16 protein-coding genes are annotated in these 23,171 nt (G+C 42.6%); 2 read left to right on the forward strand and 14 right to left on the reverse strand.

Annotated elements, in window-relative coordinates; translation table 11 throughout:
* Positions 1–39: 39 nt before the first annotated feature.
* From BLR42_RS16125 to fba, 6 genes are all read right to left on the reverse strand, one after another.
* Positions 40–2,049, reverse strand: coding sequence for a hybrid sensor histidine kinase/response regulator (locus tag BLR42_RS16125; protein WP_091871270.1), 2,010 nt, complete (start codon positions 2,047–2,049; stop codon positions 40–42).
* A complete protein-coding gene (locus BLR42_RS16130; RefSeq protein ID WP_091871273.1) occupies positions 2,046–4,217 on the reverse strand; it encodes a hybrid sensor histidine kinase/response regulator in 2,172 nt (723 codons plus the stop codon). Before BLR42_RS16130 ends, BLR42_RS16125 begins: the two co-directional genes overlap by 4 nt.
* 35 nt (positions 4,218–4,252) lie before the next feature.
* Positions 4,253–4,876, reverse strand: a complete 624-nt coding sequence (locus tag BLR42_RS16135; RefSeq protein WP_091871275.1) for a YdcF family protein — start codon at positions 4,874–4,876, stop codon at positions 4,253–4,255.
* A complete protein-coding gene (locus tag BLR42_RS16140) occupies positions 4,873–5,388 on the reverse strand; it encodes a flavin reductase (RefSeq protein ID WP_091871278.1) in 516 nt (171 codons plus the stop codon). The genes BLR42_RS16135 and BLR42_RS16140 overlap by 4 nt, the downstream gene beginning before the upstream one ends.
* Positions 5,389–5,400: 12 nt before the next feature.
* On the reverse strand, positions 5,401–5,904 hold the full coding sequence (gene greA, locus BLR42_RS16145) for a transcription elongation factor GreA (protein ID WP_022761739.1): 504 nt from the start codon (positions 5,902–5,904) through the stop codon (positions 5,401–5,403).
* A 171-nt stretch (positions 5,905–6,075) separates the two neighbouring features.
* Positions 6,076–7,011, reverse strand: a complete 936-nt coding sequence (gene fba / locus BLR42_RS16150) for a class II fructose-1,6-bisphosphate aldolase (protein WP_026526196.1) — start codon at positions 7,009–7,011, stop codon at positions 6,076–6,078.
* A gap of 201 nt (positions 7,012–7,212) precedes the next feature.
* Here fba and BLR42_RS16155 point away from each other — a divergent pair, with 201 nt between their 5' ends.
* Positions 7,213–8,697: an SGNH/GDSL hydrolase family protein gene (locus BLR42_RS16155; protein WP_091871280.1), complete on the forward strand. Its 1,485-nt coding sequence runs from the start codon at positions 7,213–7,215 to the stop codon at positions 8,695–8,697.
* An 18-nt stretch (positions 8,698–8,715) separates the two neighbouring features.
* On the forward strand, positions 8,716–10,197 hold the full coding sequence (locus BLR42_RS16160) for an MBOAT family O-acyltransferase (RefSeq protein WP_091871283.1): 1,482 nt from the start codon (positions 8,716–8,718) through the stop codon (positions 10,195–10,197).
* On the opposite strand, the gene BLR42_RS16165 is transcribed toward BLR42_RS16160, so the two are convergent.
* From BLR42_RS16165 to BLR42_RS22905, 8 genes are all read right to left on the reverse strand, one after another.
* The gene (locus BLR42_RS16165) at positions 10,178–13,384 is read right to left on the reverse strand and encodes a glycosyltransferase family 39 protein (RefSeq protein ID WP_091871286.1); all 3,207 of its coding nucleotides are present in this window, start codon (positions 13,382–13,384) and stop codon (positions 10,178–10,180) included. The two genes, BLR42_RS16160 and BLR42_RS16165, sit on opposite strands and share 20 nt — an antisense overlap.
* The gene (locus BLR42_RS16170; RefSeq protein WP_091871288.1) at positions 13,374–16,103 is read right to left on the reverse strand and encodes a YfhO family protein; all 2,730 of its coding nucleotides are present in this window, start codon (positions 16,101–16,103) and stop codon (positions 13,374–13,376) included. Before BLR42_RS16170 ends, BLR42_RS16165 begins: the two co-directional genes overlap by 11 nt.
* A gap of 32 nt (positions 16,104–16,135) precedes the next feature.
* The gene (locus BLR42_RS16175) at positions 16,136–18,241 is read right to left on the reverse strand and encodes a glycoside hydrolase family 13 protein (RefSeq protein ID WP_091871291.1); all 2,106 of its coding nucleotides are present in this window, start codon (positions 18,239–18,241) and stop codon (positions 16,136–16,138) included.
* Between the two features lie 212 nt (positions 18,242–18,453).
* Entirely contained in the window at positions 18,454–20,328 is a 1,875-nt protein-coding gene (gene ftsH / locus BLR42_RS16180; protein ID WP_022761746.1) for an ATP-dependent zinc metalloprotease FtsH, read from the reverse strand.
* A gap of 12 nt (positions 20,329–20,340) precedes the next feature.
* Entirely contained in the window at positions 20,341–20,865 is a 525-nt protein-coding gene (hpt, locus tag BLR42_RS16185) for a hypoxanthine phosphoribosyltransferase (RefSeq protein WP_091871293.1), read from the reverse strand.
* 42 nt (positions 20,866–20,907) lie between these two features.
* A complete protein-coding gene (tilS, locus tag BLR42_RS16190) occupies positions 20,908–22,338 on the reverse strand; it encodes a tRNA lysidine(34) synthetase TilS (RefSeq protein WP_091871296.1) in 1,431 nt (476 codons plus the stop codon).
* A gap of 56 nt (positions 22,339–22,394) precedes the next feature.
* Positions 22,395–22,712: an FtsB family cell division protein gene (locus BLR42_RS16195; protein WP_022761749.1), complete on the reverse strand. Its 318-nt coding sequence runs from the start codon at positions 22,710–22,712 to the stop codon at positions 22,395–22,397.
* A 271-nt stretch (positions 22,713–22,983) separates the two neighbouring features.
* Positions 22,984–23,171, reverse strand: a 188-nt coding sequence (locus BLR42_RS22905) for a hypothetical protein (RefSeq protein WP_207648562.1), incomplete at its 5' end; no start/stop codon positions are given.

The raw sequence follows: 23,171 nt of genomic DNA on the forward strand, positions 1-23,171 counted from the left end.
ATACGTTCACAATAGTGTAATTTTATCATTTAATAATCTCTATGTCGACTGCATATTTGTTTTTAATGACAAAATTGTAGCCTCCACAACCTTCATATCTATGGGCTTTGACACATGTGCATTCATTCCCGCATCAAGTGCTCTCTGCACATCATCGGCATAGGCGTTCGCAGTCATAGCAATTATCGGTATTTGTGAGGCATCCTCCTTGTCCAGTTTCCTTATTGCTGCCGTCGCCTGATATCCGTTAAGGAATGGCATCTGAATATCCATAAGAATCATGTCATAATATCCGGGCTCTGCCTTTTCAAACATCTCCACAGCTTCCCTGCCGTTGGATGCCCTCTCGATCACAGCACCTTCCATGTTCATTAGCTCTGAAAGTATGTCTGCATTTATATCATTATCCTCTGCTGCCAAAAGCCTTATTCCCTTAAGCGGTTTTTCAAGTTGCTTTTCCTTTTCCGTACCAACCCTGCATACAACATTTTCCATGAGTTGACGGAAAGTAGATAGGAAAAACGGCCTTTGCAGGAAATCATATATTCCGGCCTCCCTAGCCTCAGCCGCAATTTCTTCCCAGTCATCAGTTAACAGGATAAAAACAGGCTTATGTTTAAGCGGCTTTTCCTTGAGATATGATGCGACCTCAAAGCAGCTAAGGCTCCTTATCTGCATGCAAAAAACAATAACATCAATGCTCTTATCTTCCTCATCACCTGCATCTATGAGCTTAATTGCCTTGTATCCGCTCGAGCAGATAAGGACTTCTACCCCCGTATCCTCAAATACTGTCTCTATGTTATGGCACTCATCTATATCTTCGTCAATTACAAGTAATCTGCGGATTTTGTTCTTTTCCCAGAAATCATCCGCCTCATGTCTGATACTCTGAAGTCTCAGGGTTATTACGAAGGTGGATCCCCGGCCCTCCTCGGAGTCTACCGAAATGGTTCCGCCCATCATCTGTACCAGACTCTTGGTTATGGCCATTCCAAGACCTGTGCCCTGAATTCCAGAAGTCTCCTTTCTCTCCTCTCTGGTAAAGGCATCAAACAGCTTTTCCTGAAAATCCTTGCTCATTCCTATTCCGTTATCTCTTACTGAAAAACGCACATCCCAGTAATCCCCGCTGGTGCACTTTTCTTCTGATACGGAAAAGACAATTCTTCCGCCTGTCGGTGTATATTTGACCGCATTTCCAAGAATATTTACAAGCACCTCATTAATTCTTTTTTTGTCGCCGACAAAACGATCCTGGGGCATTGATCCGGATTTTATCTGATAATCCAATTGTTTACTTTTAGCCTGAAAAGCCACAACGGAATTGACCTCTTCCAAAAGAAGCCCCAGCGCAAATTCTTCATTGTGAATATTTGCTTTTCCGCTTTCAATCTTACTCATGTCAAGAACATCGTTCAAAAGCGAAAGAAGATTCTGACACGCAAGTCCGATTTTGTGTGTATAATCCCTGACTTTCTGTGGATTGTCTGAGTTCTTGGCAATCAGAAGATTAAAGTTTGTTATGGCATTCATGGGCGTTCTGAAATCATGGGACATATTTGCGAGGAAGCTCGTTTTTGCCTCATTAGCGGCATTAGCAACCTCAATCATATCCTCCATCTGGCGCTTTCTTTGGATCTCCTCTGTAATATCCACCCAAATCAGAAGGAAGTTGTCGCCTCCGTCCATATCTGTGTGGTTAATGCTGCCTCTGAAATATTTTGTCTCTCCTGTTTTCTGATTATGTGCTTCTAATACTTCGGCCTCTATAGTCTGTCCCATCGGAACCTTTTTAATAGTGTCGTCCGAAGGCGGAATCTCTTCCTCTACCCTCACTCCCAAATCTATAAGATTTCTGATGTCCTTGTAAATGAGTTCTCTGTCCACGCCAAGAATTTCCTCAGCATTATCAGTCAGAAATTCAACCTTAAAATCCTTTGCTGAGAAAATAGCAGCTACCGTTCTGTTTTGTTTTATAACATAATCAAAAAACCATTCCTTGCACCGGATTTTTTTGTCCTGTGCTTTTTCTTTATTATCACTCATAGGCTCTCGTGCCCCCTGACCTTAAGTGCTTTGACCGTATTCTCAAAAAGCTTTAAATCAATCGGCTTTGGTATATGTGCATCCATCCCCGACTCACTGGTTTTTTCTATATCATCCTTAAATGCGTTTGCACTCATCGCTATAATCGGAATCTTGCCTGCATCCTTCCTGCCCTCATCCTTCATCGCCCTAATGGTCATAGCGGCCTGGTAGCCATCCATGTTTGGCATTTGAATATCCATTAGAACCATGTCATAGTAGCCTTCACCCTTTTCTTTGAATGCTTCTACAGCTTTTTCACCGTCCTCAGCTACGTCCACAAGCGCTGCGCCCTGCATTTTAAGTATTTCTGTAAGTATTTCCGCATTCAGCTCATTATCCTCTGCCGCAAGGAAACGCATCCCCTCAAATGTATTCTCATCCCCGGAATCATCCTGCATATTTCCGTTTTCCAAAACCTCTTCAATCTCTCTTATCTCATCCAGTTCGGTTTTGGGCGCTATATCAAAGGCCAGTCTCACGGTAAAGATACTGCCCTCATTAATCTTGCTCTCAACATTAATGGTTCCGCCAAGCGATTCAACCATCTTTTTGGTTACCGTAAGTCCAAGACCTGTACCCTGTTCCTTGCTTGCATTTTTCCTCTGTTCCCTTTTGAAGGGCTCAAAAATGTGCTCCAAAAATTCACTGCCCATCCCGATTCCGTTGTCCTTGATCTCGAATCTGAGCATAAGCCTCTCGGTATCTTCTTCATTTTCGGGAGTGATATCAACATTAATGATTCCGTCATTCTCTGTGTAAGTTACAGCATTCTGAATTATGTTCTTAAGAATTATCTCAAGCTTAAGATCATCACCGACAAATATATCCTCTTTGACCTTACCTCTGTCTATCGTAAGCTTCAGCCTTTTGTTATCCGCAAGCGCTCCCATCTCCTGCCCGACTCTGTTAAGAACATCACTCAGATAAAATCTCTCATACCTGACCTCGTCGCCTCCTTCTTCCATCTTGCTTAGATCAAGCACGCAGTTGATCATATTGAGCATATTGCGATGAGCATACTCGGCCTTTTCTCCGTATTCCCGGACTTTATCGGGGTCATCTGCATTTTCTTTCATAAGGGTCAGATATCCCGCCAATGCGTTCATAGGTGTCCTGAAATCATGGGACATGTTGGCAAGAAACCTTGTCTTTGTTTCATTCGCGGAATTGGCAACAACAAGCATTTCCTGAACAGACAAATAACGAACTATCACCATAATGACAATTAGAACAATAGCAAATGCCACAATAAGCAGTATATTGTTGATCATTTTTACCTGAGAAATATTCTTATCTACAGCATTTGCCGGAGTAAGGCATACAAGCATGCTGTCATCAATTCCGCAGGGCATAAAAGTTATATAGTAAGCTATCTCATCCAGTTCCATGACAATAACACCGGTCAAACGGCTTTCAATTTCTGCCCTGAAGCCTTTTCCGATGGGATCATACAAAACCTCGCCGTTTTCCGAAATGTAATCGACAATGTTTTCTATTTCCTGAGATTGCTTTACAGAGGTGATTATCAGATTTCCGCTTTTATCTACCAGGTAGTTCAAAGATCCGGCCATGTCACTTCTCTTTACAGAGAGCCGGCTCTTCATCTGATAGGAATCAAGCCCCATACCAATTGCGCGATAAGTGACACCCTCATATTTTCCGGGCTTTACACTTAACACAAAAAGGTCCAGACGCTTACCGTTTGTACCAATTATGTGGGAAACCTGCTTATCCCCTACGGTTTTAAGGCGATTGATAAAGTCCTTGTTCTCATCAATCGAACCTATATTACCTTCCGTATCCAGATAGTTTCCCTCTTCATCAAACAGGTATATCTGCTCGACGTCCCATATTCTCTTTTCTGTGGAAATGTAAGAATTGAAATCTTCTATCCCTGATGATTTCTCGTGTTCAAGATGATATGACCAGCTTCGAAGGAGCTTATAATATCTCGTAAATCTGGTCGAAATAATAGACTCCAGCTGCGAATAATAAGTTGTCAGCTGAACCATGCGATCGCTGTATATGAATCTGCTCTGAATGCTGTTCACCATTAATATCAAAACAGCAAAAAGTATGACAATGGCTATCGGCACTGTCCACTTTGACTTTATTGCACTACGCATATTATCCCCTCATAAAATAGTGCACTTAAAAATCTTTATCTGAGTTCGTACATTCTGTCTCCTTTAAAATACTCTCCGCATTTGGAAAACTCAGACAATACCAGATTATAACTTTTCAAATTATCCATCCATGTATCTATACATATTCCCCTTGTAACAACAGGACATACGGTTATCCTGATGTCACGAAGCTCCGACTGAAAAGTCATGAGCGCTCTCCTTGCATGAAACGCCTGACAGCAAAGGATTATGTGGCGTATATTTTCCTCTTTCAGATCCTCTTCTATTATTCTTCTGGAAAACTTCGCATTCTCAAAAGTGTTTGTTGATTCCTCTTCAAGGATTACTGCATCCTTATCGACACCCTCTCTTATCATGAGCTTAGTAAGAAACTCTGCCTCCGTTACAGCTCCGTCCCTGTCCCCGTTACTTGCAGAATATCTGTTAAACTCATCCTCAAGACTCTCATAAGTCATATAAAATTTTCCGGTGACAAGTATCTTTGGTGCAAAACCTTTTTTCCACAGTTCTGCTCCGTGAAAGGCAAGTTCCTGCAGCGGTGCCCCGGGAATAAGAATAATATCTGCCGGAGTTGGCTCGTCAGAAAGAAAAATAAATTTTCCTATTTCTTCGAAGGATGCTATATTTGCTGCTTTCATCGAATCATTACCTTTTTGATCTCAGCTATATAATAATAGTGATAATCACCCTTTGCGTAATAATCGGCAATCAATCTTCCGTTAACAAAGCATTCTTCCTTCATAAGCTGCTTATACAGCACCCTGCATATAATGACATTATCTGCCTCGTCTATAAACGGAACACCGTCATCAAAGTTCACATTAAGCTTTGCATTCTTTATCTTGTCCTCATCTCTTCCGGATACAGAACCAAGATATTTCTTAAGAGATTTATATGTGTCATGATGAAGAAATGAAAGTGAAAACTTCTTCTGGGCATCAATGAATTCCTTTGTATATCTGGACTCACGAACATAAATAATGGCACAGGTTTTATCCCAGATATGCGTTATACCGCCCCAGGATATCGTCATGGTATTGGCTTTTTCTTCATTTCCCGCTGTAAGCAGTGCCCAGGTATCGCCTCCGAATTTAAAAGCACCTTCCAATATTTCATCCAATTCAACAGGTTGGAATACATGAAGTCCCATATTTCTTCCTCCTTAAAAGTCTCTTAGCTTATCTTCTTCTGTCAGTTCCGTGTTCTCTATCTTCAGGATAGTTATGTCATAGCTGTAGTCACTGTTTACTTCTATAGTGAGCTTGTCTCCCACTTTATGTCCGAGAAGCTGTTTCCCCATGGGAGATTCTATACTGATAAGGCCCTTTAAAGCATTTCCTCTCATGGTGGTAACTATCTTATAAGTAGCTTCCGATCCGTCATCCTCCAGCCGCACTGTGACGGTCTTATTCATTCCTACTTCATCCTCCTTACTGGAGTCATCTATTATCTCAGCGGTCTTTATCATTCTCTCAAGAAATCTGATTCTGCTCTCATTGGCATTTTTAGCTTTCTTTGCCGCATAATATTCAAAATTCTCGCTTAAGTCTCCCTGGGCTCTTGCTTCCTTTACATCCTCAAGGAGCTCCTTTCTGACAACGGCCTTGCGGTGCTCTATCTCCGCCTCCATGTCCTCGATGTCTTTTTTTGTAAGCTGGTTGTGCATTTTATTAACCTCCCTATTCCCCTCATCCGTCGTTTCCCTTACGGGAAGGCATAGGATGATATACTAATTTTACACGATATATTGAAAAAATAATATTAAGAAACAGTAAAATATAAAAAAGCTGCCACAGGAAAACCCATGGCAGCTTTACATTTTATATATTCGCTTTTATCAAGCCTTACCGTCAGAACCAAGAACGTTGATGATCTTGTCGTGAACGATTTCCTTAACATAAGCGCGGCCGTCGCCAAGATACTGACGAGGATCGAAGTGCTCAGGATGCTCAGCGAAGTGCTGACGGATACCTGCTGTCATACCAAGACGAAGATCGGAGTCGATGTTGATCTTGCAGACTGCACTCTTAGCTGCTGCACGAAGCTGCTCATCCGGAATACCGATAGCATCCTTCATAGCGCCGCCGTTAGCATTGATGATTCCAACGAACTTCTGAGGAACTGCTGAAGAACCGTGAAGAACGATCGGGAATCCGGGAAGTCTCTTAACAACTTCCTCAAGGATATCAAGACGAAGCTTGGGATCCTGGCCGGGCTTAAACTTGAATGCACCGTGGCTTGTTCCGATAGCGATAGCCAGTGAATCAACGCCTGTACGCTTCATGAAATCCTCAACCTGATCAGGATTTGTATACTGTGCTGCATCATCAGCAACGTTTACATCATCCTCAACACCTGAAAGAGTACCAAGCTCAGCCTCTACTGTGCAGCCCTTTGAATGAGCGTAATCAGCAACCTTCTTGGAGAGCTCGATGTTCTCTTCGTAAGGCTTTGAAGAAGCATCGATCATAACAGATGTGAATCCGTTGTCGATACACTCCTTACAAATTTCGAAGCTTGCACCGTGATCAAGGTGAAGAGCGATCGGAATAGATGTTGACTCAGCAGCTGCCTTAACCATGTTTACAAGGTAAGGGAACTGTGCATACTTGATTGCTCCTGCAGAGCACTGAAGGATAACGGGGGACTTGAGCTCGTCACAAGCCTCTGTAATAGCCTGAATGAACTCCATGTTGTTGATATTGAAGGCACCAACAGCATATCCACCATCATATGCTTTTTTGAACATATCAGTCGTTGTAACTAATGGCATAGTTTGTACCACCTTTCGTAAATATTGTTAACAAAACACTGAAAATATTATAGCTCATTACTTAAGGCAAATACAATCTTTATTTGCTATCAGATTGGTTTTTCCTAAGGATTTTTATGATACAATAAAGCGTGGAATTTCCGATTCGAATTCATTTTTTTCGTTAACGGAAATCCGTATTACCTTTGGGGAGGAAATAACGTGAATAAAAAGCTCTCACTTTTCATAAAAACAGCAGTGTTTCTCGCTATTCTCTGCGTTTGTTTTATCTGTATGTCACTTCTTGTAGAGCGCAAATCCAGCTTCAATAAAAATCAGGAGTTTTTCGAGGAGGCCAAAAAGGATCATATCGATGCATTTTTCCTTGGTTCCTCTCATGTCATAAACGGAATCAATCCTCTGCAGCTATTTGAGGATTACGGATATACTTCCTACAACCTCGGCGGCTACGGAAGCGTTCTTCTTTCAAGCTATTGGCAGATGATGCTTGCTCTCGATTACTGCACTCCTAAGCTGATGGTTGTCGATTCGTATATGCTGGAAAACAATATCAGATACATAGATGATCCCGAGGCAAATGTAAGCAGCGATGAGCTTCATCTCAATATTGATCGTTTTCCCTTAAGCAGAACAAAATATCACGCCATAAACGATATGTTTCAAGACAGAGACGAAAAATACCCTTATTTAGCTGACTTCATTGTCTATCACGACAGATGGAAGGAGCTTGAGGCAGACGACTTCAAGCGCTTTACAAAGGATGCTAACGTAAATCGCATGATGGGAGCGGTTATGGAATATGGCATCCACTCTCAGGAATATACCTACACCGATTTTCAGGCAGGGACTCTTGAACAGGAAACCGTCGGAACCGCTTATCTTCGAAGGATCATTGAAGAATGTCAGAGCAGAAACATTCAGGTTGTGGTAGTAACCCTTCCATTCCTTGCCATGTATGATAATCAGGCAGCTGCTCATACTGCGACTCAAATAGCTGCGGAATATGGTGTCCCTTCACTCAATATGCTCGAGATTCCCGGAATAATTGATGTCAATACCGATATGGAGGATGCCGGTCACCTGAATGTACTTGGCAGCAGAAAAGTCACTTCCTGCCTCGGAGATTTCATAGCACAGAACTGTCCTCTCCCGGATCACAGAGAGGATTCCGGATATGAAAAATGGAATGATTACATCGGGGATTACAATGCAGAACTGGCTTCGATGTGCGAAGGAAATGATGACCTGTACACTCAACTAATGATGCTGCAGCTGAATAACTCCAATAAAACCTTCACCATTTCGGTAAGAGGTGACACTGCTGTTTATTCCGACCCCAGCCTTGTACGTCAGCTTCATTCACTTGGCGCCACGGAAATGCTTGATCAGGCAGTTTCTTCAAACTGCTCCTATATGATGATTTCCGATCATGGAGTGATCACAGAATTTGTCGGAGATTCAGAAAATGAATTTACTGTGGAAACCTCTGACGGAGTATTTTTATACAGTCCCGCAAGTGCAATATACAGGATTCTGTATGTAAACGGTGATACTGAGAATAACTACCTATATTCCGATGATCATGCCTATGCGGATGTGCAGCTTTTGTTCTTCTCGGGCGGCGTTTGCACATCGCATCAGTACTACACCTGCGATCATTTCACCTATGATTATGACCAAAGATAATTAAATCCGGAGGATGACATGCAATTTGTTTCACCTAAATTTCTACTGTTTTTACTAATAACCATATCCGTTTATTTTGTTCTTCCAAAAAAGATAAGATATATCTGGCTTCTTGCAGCGAGCTGGGGATTTTACTATAAGCTAAGCGGTAAGCTCCTTTTACTGCTTATCGCTGTTTCGGTTATAACCTATGTGGCTGGAATTCTTATGGGAAGATCCGATACTTCCGGAGAAAACAGAAAAGGCAAAAAACCTGTACTCGTTACAGGAATTGTTCTCCTGCTCCTTGTTCTCGGATACTTTAAATATACGGGATTTCTTCTTGAAACAGTCAAATCGCTCCAGGATGCCCTCGGGATTGAGCCGCTCGGAATCGTCGCAGAGATCGCGCTTCCTGTCGGTATATCCTTTTATATTTTCCAGGCGATTGGCTATCTCGTAGACACCTATAGAGGAAAAATACTCGCTCAAAAGAACTTCCTTCGTCTTGCTCTTTTCATCTCATTTTTTCCTGAAGTTATGTCGGGACCTATTGAGAGAGCCGGCAATATGATTCCTCAGTTTGAAAATCCGAAGGACTTTTCCTATGAAAACATGAGGGAAGGACTTCTTCTCATGCTGTGGGGATATTTTCAGAAGATCATAATTGCCGACAGGCTTGCTCCCCTTGTGGATCACATTTACTCATCTTACAGTAACTACACCGGAACGCTTCTGTTCCTTGCTACAATTTTCTATACGCTGGAAATATACTGTGACTTTGCCGGCTACTCCAATATAGCAATTGGAAGTGCAAAAATACTTGGCATAGATATCATGAAAAACTTTGAGCAGCCCTATCTGTCGCGCTCAATTGCAGAGTTCTGGCGAAGATGGCATATTTCTCTTTCTTCCTGGTTAAGGGACTATATCTATATACCTCTTGGCGGAAACAGAAAGGGCTATGTCAGAAAACTGATAAACATATGTATCGTATTTGCTTTAAGCGGACTTTGGCACGGTGCTGCCTGGACCTTTGTTTTCTGGGGACTGCTCCACGGCTTGTATCAGGTAATCGGTATCATTACAAAGCCCCTTAAAGAAAATCTGACAGCAAAATTAAATATTGACCCGCAGGGGCTTGCGCTCCGGCTGGTCAATATAGTGGTTACCTTTATTCTTGTAAACATCGGCTGGATCTTCTTCAGAGCGCCTTCCTTCAAGGTTGCACGTTACGTTCTTACAAACATGTGGAAGTTTAAGCCCTGGGTATTATTTGACGGAACACTTTTCAATCTCGGACTTCCCGAAGCTGACATAAGGCTTCTCGGTGTTTCGATCATCGTCCTGGCTATAGTTGATGTATTAAACTACAAAGGCATTGTGGTTCGAAAAGCCCTGACAAATCAAGCGCTTTGGATCAGATGGATAGTTTACTTTGCCGCAGTACTGTTTATTGTTACCTGCGGTGTCTGGGGGCCCGGCTATGATGCAGCATCATTTATTTATTCTTCTTTCTAAAGCATGCTGCAATAATAGCCAAAACAAATGCGAGTGTTACAAGCTCAGCTATTCTCCAATATAAAGGTTCTCTGAATCGAATCTTTATAACTGAGTCACATCCCGCGGGAAGAGTGATCCTGAGTTTATTATTATCTCCTGCAGACAGCTTATAGCTTTGCGCACCATCTGTAGCGTAGTAGTGAGGATATGCAAGAAGCGGAAGGTCTGCATAGCCCTCTTCCCCGGAGCTGTTGATCAAATGAAGTTCATACACGCCTTTTTCTCTGCTTTCTCCATCGTAGGTTATTTCCTCCGATGAAGGAAGCACAGATGCATACTGAAGTCTCTCAAGATCTGTACCTGTCAGCATGTACTGTCTGTCATCATCGAATGAAGTCCATTCATCAATACTCTCAATAGACACAATATTTGTCTGCTTTTCAAGAAATGTATTTATATATCCTCCGCTCTGCCAGATGGTGAGCGCAAGAAGCACCACACTCATAACATAAGCCGGTCTGTGCCTTCTTATAATCGCATATAGAGTACAAATCAGCATTGTTGCCGCGGTAAGGTATCTTGCAGGATACTGAATACTTCCAAGTAGCTTAAACAAAAGCTGCGCCTTGCTAAGTAAAAGATCATATGGGAAGTAACAGGTACTAAGTACAATTGCAAATACTGAAAGCGCTATCAGCGTTATTGCTACCCTCTTATTCTCTATCTCTTTTCTGTCCTTAATAAGAACAATCACCGCTATCACACAAATAAGAAGAAGTGCCAGCCCGGGTGACTGGGGAAGCTCATCCACTGGCTCTGTTCCAAGCTCCAATATTGGGGCAAGAACATTGTAAAATGCTCCGCCGAGCTGCCTCCAAGTTATGCCAAAGGTCTGGATCGGAGTCTTTTCAGCTGAGTTAATTAGCATTGGCGCATTCTTGTAATAATCCATAAGGGGTACAAGCTGCCACAAATTGAAGACAAGCGTCCCCACCGCTGCACCTATAAGACTCTTCCATCTTCCCTCTGAAAGCATAGTCTTTATATCAGCTATCACAAATATGACAATAAACAGCATCGCCATCACAACGCTGAGAAGATGCGTCATAAAAAGGCCTGTCATACCAAGGCCAAGGAGAAATGCTCCGCGCCCGCTATTTTCATTCCTGTGGATTCTGGCAAGGCCAAGGACTATGAGCGGCAAAAATGCAAAGGCACTGTATTCTCCGACAGCTTCTCTCGAAAGGAGATCCGTCAGTCTCCAGAAGGAGAGCACATATAAAAGCATTGTGATAGCAGCTGTAATTCTGTCGCCTGAAATATACTTAAAGCAAAGATATGCAGTAAGCGCCGTGAGAATCTGTATCAGCGCGAAGTACCACATATATGCCATCCATAGCGGCATTCCCATAAGATGAAGAACCGCCGGAATATATAAAAGGGCATCTCCGTACATAACGCCTACCGGATAGCCATAGTTATTAAACCAGTAGTGCTGCATCTTTACAGGGAATTCCCCGCATTTTAGTCCCTCTGCAATTCCTGCAATTCTTCTTAAGTGGAACGGAAGATCATGTCCGAAAGGTATTCCTGCCTTATCGGATTCCTCTTCAGAATTCGCAATTTCTACAGGCTCTCCGCACCACACGATAGATGAGCCTTCAAATTCAAGAGTCTGGTTACAACCGATGCTATAAAGTGCATCTACAGCCTCGGGATTTCCCTCAAATACAAGATAGACATAATCCGGGCTGAGGTCCTCTGGCATATTAAATAAATATCTTCCGTAAAAAGAAGTATCCCCCATGTTAAAGTCATAGGGTGACAGCTTTGTTCCGAGCAAATAGTAAATATATGGCGGAATATACGGCTGGTTGTTATGAATTACAACTACCTGCTTTTCAGCGAAATATTCCTCTTCTGAAAGAATCTTTATAGGTTCGTCAAGCGGCTTCTGGAAAAGGTAAAGATTATCGGAATAACTTCCAAGATATTTAGTAAAGAATGCTCCTCCAAAGGCTATAAATACTGCCCCGAGAACAACGCCAGCTACCAGATACAGCTTCTTGTTTTTGGAAAAAAGACCAAGCAGGGCATCGATTCCGAAGGCCGCAAAAAAGGCAAGCGTAAAGAATATTCCGTTCATCTTATTTACGTTTGGTCCATCTCCTCCAAGCATTGAGCCTATAAGGAGCTCTGCCAGAAACCAGATGAGAGGCAAAAGAACAAAATTAAGCTCTTTTTCCTTAACTGATTTTCCGATGGAGAAGAATGAACGTATAAGTCCAACTACAATAAAGGGAATTGTAATATAATATATCGTTCCAAAGGTAGGAATGCTGTTGTAATCAAGGCTATCATAGAGAAAGATGCACTTTAAAGCATTTATAAAGCCCGAAAATGTCGGCGCCATTATCTCTCCGCCGCGGTAGAAAGTAAGTGCCGGCATTGTGATGATTCCAAACACTATGGACTCGCTTCCCGTAATGTTCACATACTGTGTTATAAGAAGCGGAAGTGCCAAAATCCCAAGCGGAATAACAAAGCAAACAACTCTCAGTATGTTTAATTTCTTTGAAAAAAGAAGTATCAGGAAAAATACCATCAAAAAGATGGGCATGATGGCATAGCAGATTGCATAGGTATAAAGAGATACTCCGGCAAAAACTCCGGCAAGAGCATAGTCGCCTGCTTTTCCCGAATCCACTGCTCTCATAAGTCCATATAAAAACAGCGTAGTCATTCCAAGCATGAGATTACAGTCAAGACCAAACCTGGCACTCATAACAAATGCAGGACATACCGTATACAGGACTGGATAGATGTAAGAAGCCGTTGAATCCTCACCGCAGACCCTTCTGACTATCGCTTCTCCGGCAAAGAGTGTTACAAGTGAAAAAAGCACACCCGGAAGTCTTATCGCGATCATATTAAGGCCCATGAACTTGATAAATATAGCTGCCACATATGCATAGAGAGCACTCTGTCCGCCGCCGTAATTTATCAGATATACAGGGAATGACAAAAGATTTCTGTCTACGCCGTAGTTAGCAAGACAAAATGCATCATATGCCATTCCTGCTTCATCCACGTGAAGCCCCGCAGGCGCAGACTTAAGGAAAATAAGCCTGGAGCACACTGCAATTATATAAACTATAATAAAATACCAGTTTCGTTTATTTATGCTTTTTGTATCAGACAGCATTCTTTTTCTCCGTAACTAAAAGTATTATGAGTGCTATGATTCCCGCTATAGCCATAAATATGCCTATGGTCAGCCCCGGTGTGTGATATCTAAGCTCAATGCTGTGGGTTCCCGCACTTATTGGAGTCCCAAGTAACATAATATTGGCTTTTTCCGGAGTTCTTTTTTCTCCGTCCACATATATTCTCCATCCCTTATCATACGGAATGTTAAGAACAAGGTAGGAATCCTGACTGGCAATTATAGTGCCTGTAATTTCATTTGTCATAAGCGACAGGGCATTTCTGTGAAGATTATTATCTGTCATTGTTTCTTCTGAAAGTCCGGCTGCATTTTCCGCGAAGCCGTTCATCGGCTGACATATAACCTTCAGCGCATCAAAACTGTATTTTCCTTTTGCGGTAAACGTTATCTTTATACGGGTTCTTGCCTCATCGCTGTAGCACATATTCACCAGATAATTGTGCCAGCCGCTGTAGAACTGGCTTAGCGGTGTCTTATAAAAAATCGTCTTGGTAACCTGCCTGTTTTCCGGTGTGTCCGTGGAAACTATTATATTTACCGCACCATACTTACTTTCACACTGAAGGTTCTCAAAATATAAATAGGTTTCGCAGCCAGGTACCCCTTCAAAGGTCAAAGTACATTCAGCGTTGTCCTTTTTTGCCTTAAAATATCCATCCTTTACCTTCACACCATCCGTGTCGGTTATCTCATAAGGTACCTCTACATCCGAGTAATATGAAGGATCTTGAACATTCATTTTCGTAAGTTCACTGTCATCGTTTTTACTTTCCGATTCCCTGACGGCGCCATAAAGAAGTGCCTGCTGCCTTTTTATCGGCGAGAGCGCATCATAATCATCTCTTGAAATAACCTGATCCTGTGTATATCCAAAGGCAGGGACGTTATTTCCCGCATATATTCCGAAATTGTACCACTCGGAGAAGGGCGCATAGCCATAGGGCACATAGCTCTGCTCCTGTTCGTTGTTGTATCGAAGAGAATAATATTTAACTCCCGAAAGAGTCAGTGGAATCGCTCTGTCATCAAGCCCAAAGAACTGGAAATTTGCCATCTCGTTAATTGCCAATGACTGCAAAAAGTCTGATACGGAACCGTTTGCAAGACTCCAGTAAAACTGAGTTGAAGGAATACTGTAAGGAAGCGAAGCATTGAAGGTAAGATTTCTTCCGGTATAACTGTAATATTGCTCATAACCCTCGGGAACTGTCTCTGTTACCGCTCTGAGTTCCGTATTCATGACAAGCTCGTCATATTCCTCGGGCGACATCTTATCCACATAACCGCTCGGAAGGTTTCCTGCCTGCGGCGCATTGGCTGCATATCCGTTTTGAACAACAGCAAGAAAAACCAGTAATAATATCGCTGCTCTTCTTACACTTACCGGAATCTTTTTTATCAGAATTATTATCCAGAACACTCCCAGAAATACCAACTGGGGATAAATCAATTTGGATGTATCTCCGAACATAAGAACTGCTGCCAAATATAGGATACAAATAACCCCGAGGATAATCTGTTTAACCATGCTGAGCTTATCCCCGTTTTCCGTAAGCTCTGTTGCCAGATAAGATAGCAACAGACAATATGCAAAACTCCAACGATTTATTGTATAGGAAAAGCCGGTCATAACATACCCGGCAACCGGGAACAAAAGCATCAATGTCATAAGCACGGCAAGGATTCTCTGTCTTAAAAGCGTCCCTTTTTCATCCTCTTCTCTTTTGAAGATAAGAAAAACAAGTGCCGGAAGCGCGATGAAAGTAAAGCCTATAACCGTGTCATAGGACGGGAAATATCTATAAGCAATAAGACTTCCGATCAGTTCCTTATAGTACTCTGCCTTGTAGGTAAGCGGAACACCATGAGAGCCGAGTCCGGCTCTTGGATTAGACAAAAATGCGAGAATTACAGGCAAAAGGATTGGCATGGATATTAATGTTCCGATAATGCCCATGCACATAAATCTTCCAATGAGCTGAAATTTCACAGATAATGTCTTAACCTCATCAGAGGTAAATATGTAGATTAGCCCGTAAACAAGCGTCATCAACACAAGCATGTAGAAGAAATAGAAATTACTCACAGCGGATAGAACTACCGCCAGAACAAACGGAAGCGATTTCCTTTTACTAATAAATGTTCTCACTCCATACACAAGAAGCGGAAGGCAGATCATCGGCTGAACAAACTGCGGATTCCACATTCCTATGAACATAACTATCCCGCAAAAGGAATAAGATATTGCTCCTGTGAGCTTTGAAACAAGAGTAAATCTTTCTTTTCCGGATACCAAAAGCAAAAAGGAAAGTCCCGCCAGATAGGGGCGAAGCAAAATAAGAAATTGAAAATAGTAATAAACGTATTTTGAAGGCAAAAATGCCATGGGGAGATTCAATGGATCTCCCACGGCATAATATTGCATTGAGGTCAGAAAATCGGCTCCGTATCCGATTCCCAGATCATAACTTTGAATATCGAATTTGTGCTCGGAAAAAATCCTGTGTGCAACACCTCTTAGAAATCTTCCGTATTTTGAGAGTGCATTAATATGCTGCTCGAACGCATCCGTCGTATTTATCATGGACTTTTTGCTGTAATAAAACCAGCCCCATACAAGCAGTGCGGTAATTATATATAAGATAGTAAAAGAAAAAAACACTGCTTTCTTTGAATGACCTGCTGTATTCTTCATTGTCCAAATCCTCGGATACGTATTTTGTATTATTACATGCGGAAGAAGTTGGTGGACCAGAAGGATTCCTCGTTCACCGCAGTAATTCTGCTATATTGCAGAACAACGGCCGAATCAGCGCCGTAAGCTCTGACAAGCTTGCCGTTTTTTACACTATATGTTAAAGCGTCCGTTTTAAAGCCCTTAGAACCGCTCTCCATAACCCTGACAAGTCTCGCTTCCTCAGGTATTCCAAGCGGAGCAAGGCTTATCTCGCTTACCGTAAGATAGTCTTTTGTGTTTATTACAACTATAGTTGCGCTTATACGGTTAAATCTTCCATAGGCAAGTATGCCCTCACCGGCATCAAGTCTTACAAGCGATCCGGTTTTGAGCTCTACGCTTGTCTTATGAAGATGGATCATCTCCTTGTGGAACCTTATCATCTCCTGGTCTTCGGTTCCCCAGGGATAAGTTCTTCTGTTATCGGGATCCGTAAAGCCGCAAACACCGGCCTCGTCCCCATAATAAATTGTAGGCGCTCCGGGCCAGGTCATCTGGACAACAACTGCCTGCCTCATGATAGCCTTACTTACACCCTCTTCAGCAGCTTTATGTCCTCTTGTGCCGCATCTTCCCACAACATGATTCGTTCTGGTAAGAAATCTCGAATGGTCGTGATTCGACAGCTCATTCATGGCCACAAGGAGCGAAGGATGTGAAAAGTTTTCTGCCGCCGCACCCAGCATGCAGTCCCAGAATCTGTCCACATTGCCGATAAACTCGCCATGATAACCGTCACTGTGCTTCTCCATTCCCGTCAGGAAATAGGTCAGCGGCTCCATAAAGGCATCGTAGTTCATAACGCTGTCCCACTCACCGCCTACAAGCCAGTTATGGGCACTTCCGTAATGCTCAGCCAAAATCAGGGCATCCGGGTTGGCTTCTTTTACAGCCTTTCTGAATCTCCTCCAGAAGCTGTGGTTGTAGTCCTCCGAGTGTCCCAGATCCGCTGCCACGTCAAGTCTCCAGCCATCTGCAAAATACGGCGCGGAAACCCATTTTTTACCGATTTCGATTATGTAGTCCTCAAGCTTTTTACTGCCCTCATAGTTGAGTTTTGGAAGAGTATCATATCCCCACCATCCCTCATAATTATTGTTATAAGGCCAGTTACCGCCTGAAAAACCGAAGTAATCATGATAAGGGCTGTCCTTAGAAACATAAGCTCCCTTTTCATATCCCTTGGCATTCTCATATATGCACTCTTTGTCCATCCACTTGTTAAAGGATCCGCAATGGTTGAACACGCCGTCGAGAATTACTCTGATGCCGCGCTTATGAGCTTCCGCAACCACTTTAGCAAAAAGCTCATCCGATGCCTCCAGATTTTTCTTGTTTGTAACTCTGTCTATATACCTTGTAGCATCCTTGTTCGAATAACTATTGGTTAAAAGGTTTCCTTTATCCGATACAATTTTTCCAAAATGAGGATCGATATGGTCGTAGTCCTGAGTATCATATTTATGCGATGAAGGAGATACGAAAAGAGGATTAAAATAAATAACCTCTATTCCAAGATCCTTAAGATAATCAAGCTTATCCAGGACTCCCTGAAGGTCTCCGCCATAGAATTCTCTTATATCAGCGTTAGGATCCGGATACTGATTCCAGTTTGTAACCTGTATGCTTTTTCCGCCGACATAATTATACTCATCCGTAAGAACATCATTATCCGGATCTCCGTTCCTGAACCTGTCAACAAATATCTGATACATGACAGCTCCCTTCGCCCAATCCGGCGTATAGAAATTCGGAATCATTCTGAATTTGAATTTATCGGGAACAGTTTCCCCTGCTCCCCTCTGATCATAGTAAAGAGTCTCCCCCTCTGACTCAATCCTGAAATAATACTGAACTATACCACTGGTTTTAGGTACTATGCCCTTGGCAAGATAATAATCAAAGCCGTCCTCCGAATGGTGTATCTTCATCTCAACCTCATCGGATGCTACTTCGCTGTCATAGATAAGCGTTATCCTGCCGGCATCGCCCTGTCCGCACCGAAAATATACAAAAACCTGCTTTCCGGGTTTTGGCTGTGGCGGCTGGTGGTAATCCAGCGTCAAATCATGGAACAATCTGTCCCGCCTAATCATAAATAATCTCCTAAAAAATAGATATAAAAAAAGACAGCTTAGGGTTGCTGTCTTTTTTAGAGAAGGTATTTCTTTCTTATGGGTATAGCAAAAAACTTTAATGTATTGGGGGTTACAAGAGTATATTAGCACCACCTCGATAATGGGTAAATACTCACGTTTCACAAAATTACTAAAACCCCGTATGCATTTTTGTCTATTTTGCACAAGCGTCAAATTTTATCTGCCAGTGCAGCTATGTCTTCTCCCAGTGAAACAGCCTGATGGAGCGTGAAAAGAGCTTCAAACTCTGCACGTCCTATTTTTTCTTTTTGAATTAAAAGCTCAGCGCTGGAGTGAAGAATATCCTCATAGGATCTGAGAATCTCTTTTGCCTTTGCATAGCACAAATCGATGATATCCTTGACCTGCTTATCAATCTCGCCAGCCATAAGCTCAGAATTGCGCTTGTTGTGCTGGATATCATAACCGATAAACACGTCTTCTTCCTGCTCGTTATAATTGATGATACCGATTCTCTTGGACATGCCATAAACGGTAACCATCTTTCTTGCTTCGCTGGTAGCTTTCTGAATATCGCTTGATGCTCCGGTTGTAATATCTCCAAAGATGATCTCTTCGGCAATTCTTCCGCCGAGGACAACCATTATCTCCTGAAGCATTTTGCCTTTTGTAAGGAACATCTCATCCTTTTCGGGAAGCGGCATCGTGTAGCCTGCTGCTCCCATACCTGTGGGAATAACAGATACCGTATATACCGGTCCTACATCAGGAAGAACATGGTAAAGTATCGCATGTCCGGCCTCATGATAAGCAGTTATCTTCTTTTCCTTATCGGAAATGATATGACTGTGTTTCTCTGTTCCTATCCCAACCTGTACAAAAGCTTTCTGGATGTCTGACTGCGTGATGAAGCCTCTGTCATCCATCGCAGCATTGATTGCAGATTCATTTAAAAGGTTCTCAAGATCCGCTCCGGTAAATCCTGCTGTAGTCTGTGCAATGCTCTGAAGATCAACGGTCTCTGCAAGAGGCTTATTTCTTGCATGAACCTTAAGTATCTCCTCACGTCCTCTGACATCCGGACGGGCAACCGTAATCTTTCTGTCAAAACGTCCGGGACGAAGTATCGCGGGATCAAGAATGTCTACACGGTTTGTGGCCGCCATGACAATTATTCCTTCGTTTACACCAAATCCGTCCATCTCAACAAGAAGCTGGTTCAGTGTCTGTTCACGCTCGTCATGTCCGCCGCCCATACCGGTTCCGCGGCGTCTTGCAACCGCATCAATCTCATCAATAAATATAATACAGGGTGAATTCTTCTTTGCATCTGCAAAAAGGTCTCTTACACGGGAAGCTCCGACACCTACGAACATCTCTACGAAATCGGATCCCGAAATGCTAAAGAACGGAACACCGGCTTCACCAGCGACAGCTCTTGCAAGCAGTGTTTTACCGGTTCCGGGAGCACCTTCCAAAAGTACACCCTTTGGTATTCTGGCTCCAACCCTTGTAAACTTTCCTGCATCCTTAAGGAATTCGATTATCTCGGCAAGCTGCTCTTTTTCCTCAACAAGTCCTGCAACGTCCGTGAGCTTTATCTTGTTGTCATCGCCTGTGGACAGCCTTGCTCTGCTCTTGCCGAAGTTCATCATCCTGCTGTTGCCGGATGACTGTCCCTGCGCATTATTCATCATCACAAACAAGAAGGTGATGACGAACAATCCTACAAGAATCGGTATAATGCTGCTTATCAGAAGGTTCTCGCCCGGAACATCCCTTACTACAGGGTCTATTCCGTTCTCAACAAGAATTGCTTCGATCTCGGAAATATCCGTAGCATATAATACCTTTTCGTTTTTATTGGTAAGAACAATCTTTACTACTCCGGTCGGAGTCTCCTCATTCGGAACGATTTCCGCGGAATATATCTTGTTTTCCTGGAGATCCTTGACCAGCTGGCCTCTGGTGTAGGCTGTATCCGATGACTGAATTCTGCCCTTACCGTACTCAAGAAAAGCAAGAGCCAAAAGCAGAACTATAATCAGTCCAAAGTAAAAACTAAAGCCCCTATTTTTATTCACTGTTTATCCCCTTTAATCGAACTCTACAACTCCAATGTAAGGAAGGTTGCGATATCTCTGATCATAATCGAGACCATAACCCACAACAAACTCGTCCGGAATCTCAAAGCCTGTATAATCAACATTAACATCCATTACTCGTCTCTCAGGCTTATCAAGGAGAGTACAAAGCTTGATGCTTGAAGGTCCTCTGTCAGCAAGCATCTTCAGAAGATAGCTGAGCGTTCTTCCGGAGTCTACGATATCCTCAACTACAAGAACATCTTTTCCTGCAATGGGCTCATCAAGATCCTTTACGATCTTAACAACGCCGCTGGATTTTGTAGAAGATCCATAGCTTGAAGCTGACATAAAGTCCATAGTTACGGGAACCGTGATTCTCTTTGCAAGCTCACACATAAAGAAAGTACCGCCCTTAAGTACACAAATAAGATGTACTGTTTTACCGGAATAGTCTTTGCTTATCTGCTCACCGATCTCCTGAATTCTTTTGTCAACTTCCTCCTCAGACAGTAAAACTCTAACTGATTCTGCCATATTTACCTCTTTTCCGGGAGTGCTCCTGCGCTCCTTGTTTCTTTATCTTTTTGTTACTACAACTTCCAAAACTCTGTTTGAATCATCACTCAGTCTGTAGGCGTCTCCCATACGATGCTCGGGAACCCATAGAACATTGTCCCCCTCTGCAAGTATGTAAAGCGCATCTCTCTTATCAACCGGGATTTTTTCATCTATCATGAATTTCTTCAGTTTTTTATTTCCGTTACCTACCGAAATGGTATCACCCGTTTTTCTGGTGCGGAATTGCAGACTATTCTTTATTTTATCATAATTGAACCATTTCGTATATTCTCCCATAGGGATTTTAAGGTCACTTTTATAGGGAAAAATTCTTAAATTTACGACTCCGAGACGCGGAACTTCAAGTTCCACCTCCCCGCCTTCTCTCAAAGCTTTCATATCAACACTGATATCGGCATTTTCCATACCTTGGCTCTTATCAAAACAGAGCTTTAGTTTGTCATAAGTCCTGATTGCTTGTATGCCATACGGAAGGCTTAGTTTTGCTGACCCATCGGTACTAAGCGGAAACCTTGTCAGTTCTCTGATATGTACCGCCTGTATATCTTTCACATGCGGGTATAAAAGGTGAATACCGTTTGTAATCAGCCTTTCCCTTATTATCTCCGGCTGTGCTGCAAGGATGCCACAGTCAAGTACCACCTCGTCCTTGCTGCTCTCTACTAGCCATCCTTCAACCAGTCTCGCCTGCTCATCAATATAATCATCTATTCTTGAAAGGTAAGCTGCTGCTTCCGCGACGTGCCTGCCAGCTTTAGCATTTATCTGCTCCTTCGCCACCGGAATGACGTTGTGCCTGATGCGATTTCTGGTGTAATCATCAGTAAAGTTGCTACTGTCATTACAGTATTTAAAACCTTTTTGTTTTAGGTATTCCTCTATTTCGCTTCTCTCTGTTTCCAAAAGAGGCCTTATCAGTACGACGCCGTCGCGTTCTCCCTTTGCTCTTATTCCCGAAAGTCCTTTAATCCTGCTGCCTCTGAACAGATTATGAAGAACCGTCTCCGCCTGATCGCCCATATTGTGAGCGGTAGCTATTTTTACAGTCTTTCCGGTTTTTCTCGAAAGCTCGCCTGCTATATCAAGGAAAGCTTTATATCTCTCATTTCGCCCGGCTTCTTCCTCAGACAAATCTGCCTTTTGGACTATCCCCGGTATATTAATATCCCTTCTGTAAAAAGGTATCTCATTTTCACCGCAAAGCTTCTCGACAAATAGCGCCTCCTCTTCGGCAGCCTCTCTGATCATATGATTGATATGAACCACCGCAAGATCAAAAGACAGTTCCTCCCGGAGCTGTCTCAAAACATGAAAAAGGCAGACAGAATCAGCCCCTCCGGATACACCGGCAAGAACAACTTCACCGTCTGCGATAAGCTTTTCTTCAACTATGAACTTTTTTATTCCTTCGCCTAATCTGTCTTCCATATATTCGATATCAGAAAAGCTCCGGAACTTCTCGCCTCCGGAGCCTTTGTTTTTATTTAGTTTCCTGAGCTCTCATCCTTGAAGATTATCTCTCCCGGATATACAAGGCCCAGCTTTTCTTTTGCAACCTTCTCAATATACTTTCTCGTTGTAGTATATGTCTCAAATTCTGCTATCTCTTCACTGCGAGCCTGCTCTGTTTCTATCTGGGTCTGCAGAGTCTCTATCTTGCTGCGGTACTGATCTCTCTTCTGCACCAGACTGAAACTCCTTACAAGAACCACAATAAGAAGCAGAGCCACTGCAACAGTAGCCATTATCATTCCATATGTATTTTGAACGTTGCCCCTTTTATATCTTGCCTTAGCTGCCATTATTACTCCCCATCCGAAAAACTTTATATCATTATCGTTATTTCGGAGATATAACCTCTCAAGTATATTTTAGTACTTGAAAAAAGCACTGTCAATGTGAGTGGTCAGATGTATAGGGTTGTTTCATGAAGAAGTTTTTGTGCAGGAGAATGCCATAATCAGGTGGAGTAGTTGCTTTTTGAGATGTTATTATCCTATATTCAGCATAAAAAAGCGCATAGTTATCCCTATGCGTCATCAAAAGGAGTAAAGGTATTGTTATTCTCAAAAATCAATACATACTGGGAATTGGTTCAAAAATAAACTTTGCCACACATGTAAGATCCGAGTCCACTTCATCCATTATATCTATCATCTGTATCCGGTTCACAGGATCTTCTAATTGCATCAGCCTTGCTACGTTATATGATATTTTTCGCAAAACGGATAAAGCATCTTTGCTCTGTCGGGCAACGCATT

This window comes from Butyrivibrio sp. INlla16 (assembly GCF_900104155.1).
In the GTDB taxonomy this organism is placed as follows: Bacteria; Bacillota; Clostridia; order Lachnospirales; family Lachnospiraceae; genus Butyrivibrio.

Coding starts and splice junctions, on each gene's coding strand:
- BLR42_RS16125 (WP_091871270.1), bottom strand. CDS start 2,049: ATGAGTGATAATAAAGAAAAAGCACAGGACAAAAAAATCCGGTGCAAG.
- BLR42_RS16130 (WP_091871273.1), bottom strand. CDS start 4,217: ATGCGTAGTGCAATAAAGTCAAAGTGGACAGTGCCGATAGCCATTGTC.
- BLR42_RS16135 (WP_091871275.1), bottom strand. CDS start 4,876: ATGAAAGCAGCAAATATAGCATCCTTCGAAGAAATAGGAAAATTTATT.
- BLR42_RS16140 (WP_091871278.1), bottom strand. CDS start 5,388: ATGGGACTTCATGTATTCCAACCTGTTGAATTGGATGAAATATTGGAA.
- greA (WP_022761739.1), bottom strand. CDS start 5,904: ATGCACAACCAGCTTACAAAAAAAGACATCGAGGACATGGAGGCGGAG.
- fba (WP_026526196.1), bottom strand. CDS start 7,011: ATGCCATTAGTTACAACGACTGATATGTTCAAAAAAGCATATGATGGT.
- BLR42_RS16160 (WP_091871283.1), top strand. CDS start 8,716: ATGCAATTTGTTTCACCTAAATTTCTACTGTTTTTACTAATAACCATA.
- BLR42_RS16165 (WP_091871286.1), bottom strand. CDS start 13,384: ATGCTGTCTGATACAAAAAGCATAAATAAACGAAACTGGTATTTTATT.
- BLR42_RS16170 (WP_091871288.1), bottom strand. CDS start 16,103: ATGAAGAATACAGCAGGTCATTCAAAGAAAGCAGTGTTTTTTTCTTTT.
- BLR42_RS16175 (WP_091871291.1), bottom strand. CDS start 18,241: ATGATTAGGCGGGACAGATTGTTCCATGATTTGACGCTGGATTACCAC.
- hpt (WP_091871293.1), bottom strand. CDS start 20,865: ATGGCAGAATCAGTTAGAGTTTTACTGTCTGAGGAGGAAGTTGACAAA.
- tilS (WP_091871296.1), bottom strand. CDS start 22,338: ATGGAAGACAGATTAGGCGAAGGAATAAAAAAGTTCATAGTTGAAGAA.
- BLR42_RS16195 (WP_022761749.1), bottom strand. CDS start 22,712: ATGGCAGCTAAGGCAAGATATAAAAGGGGCAACGTTCAAAATACATAT.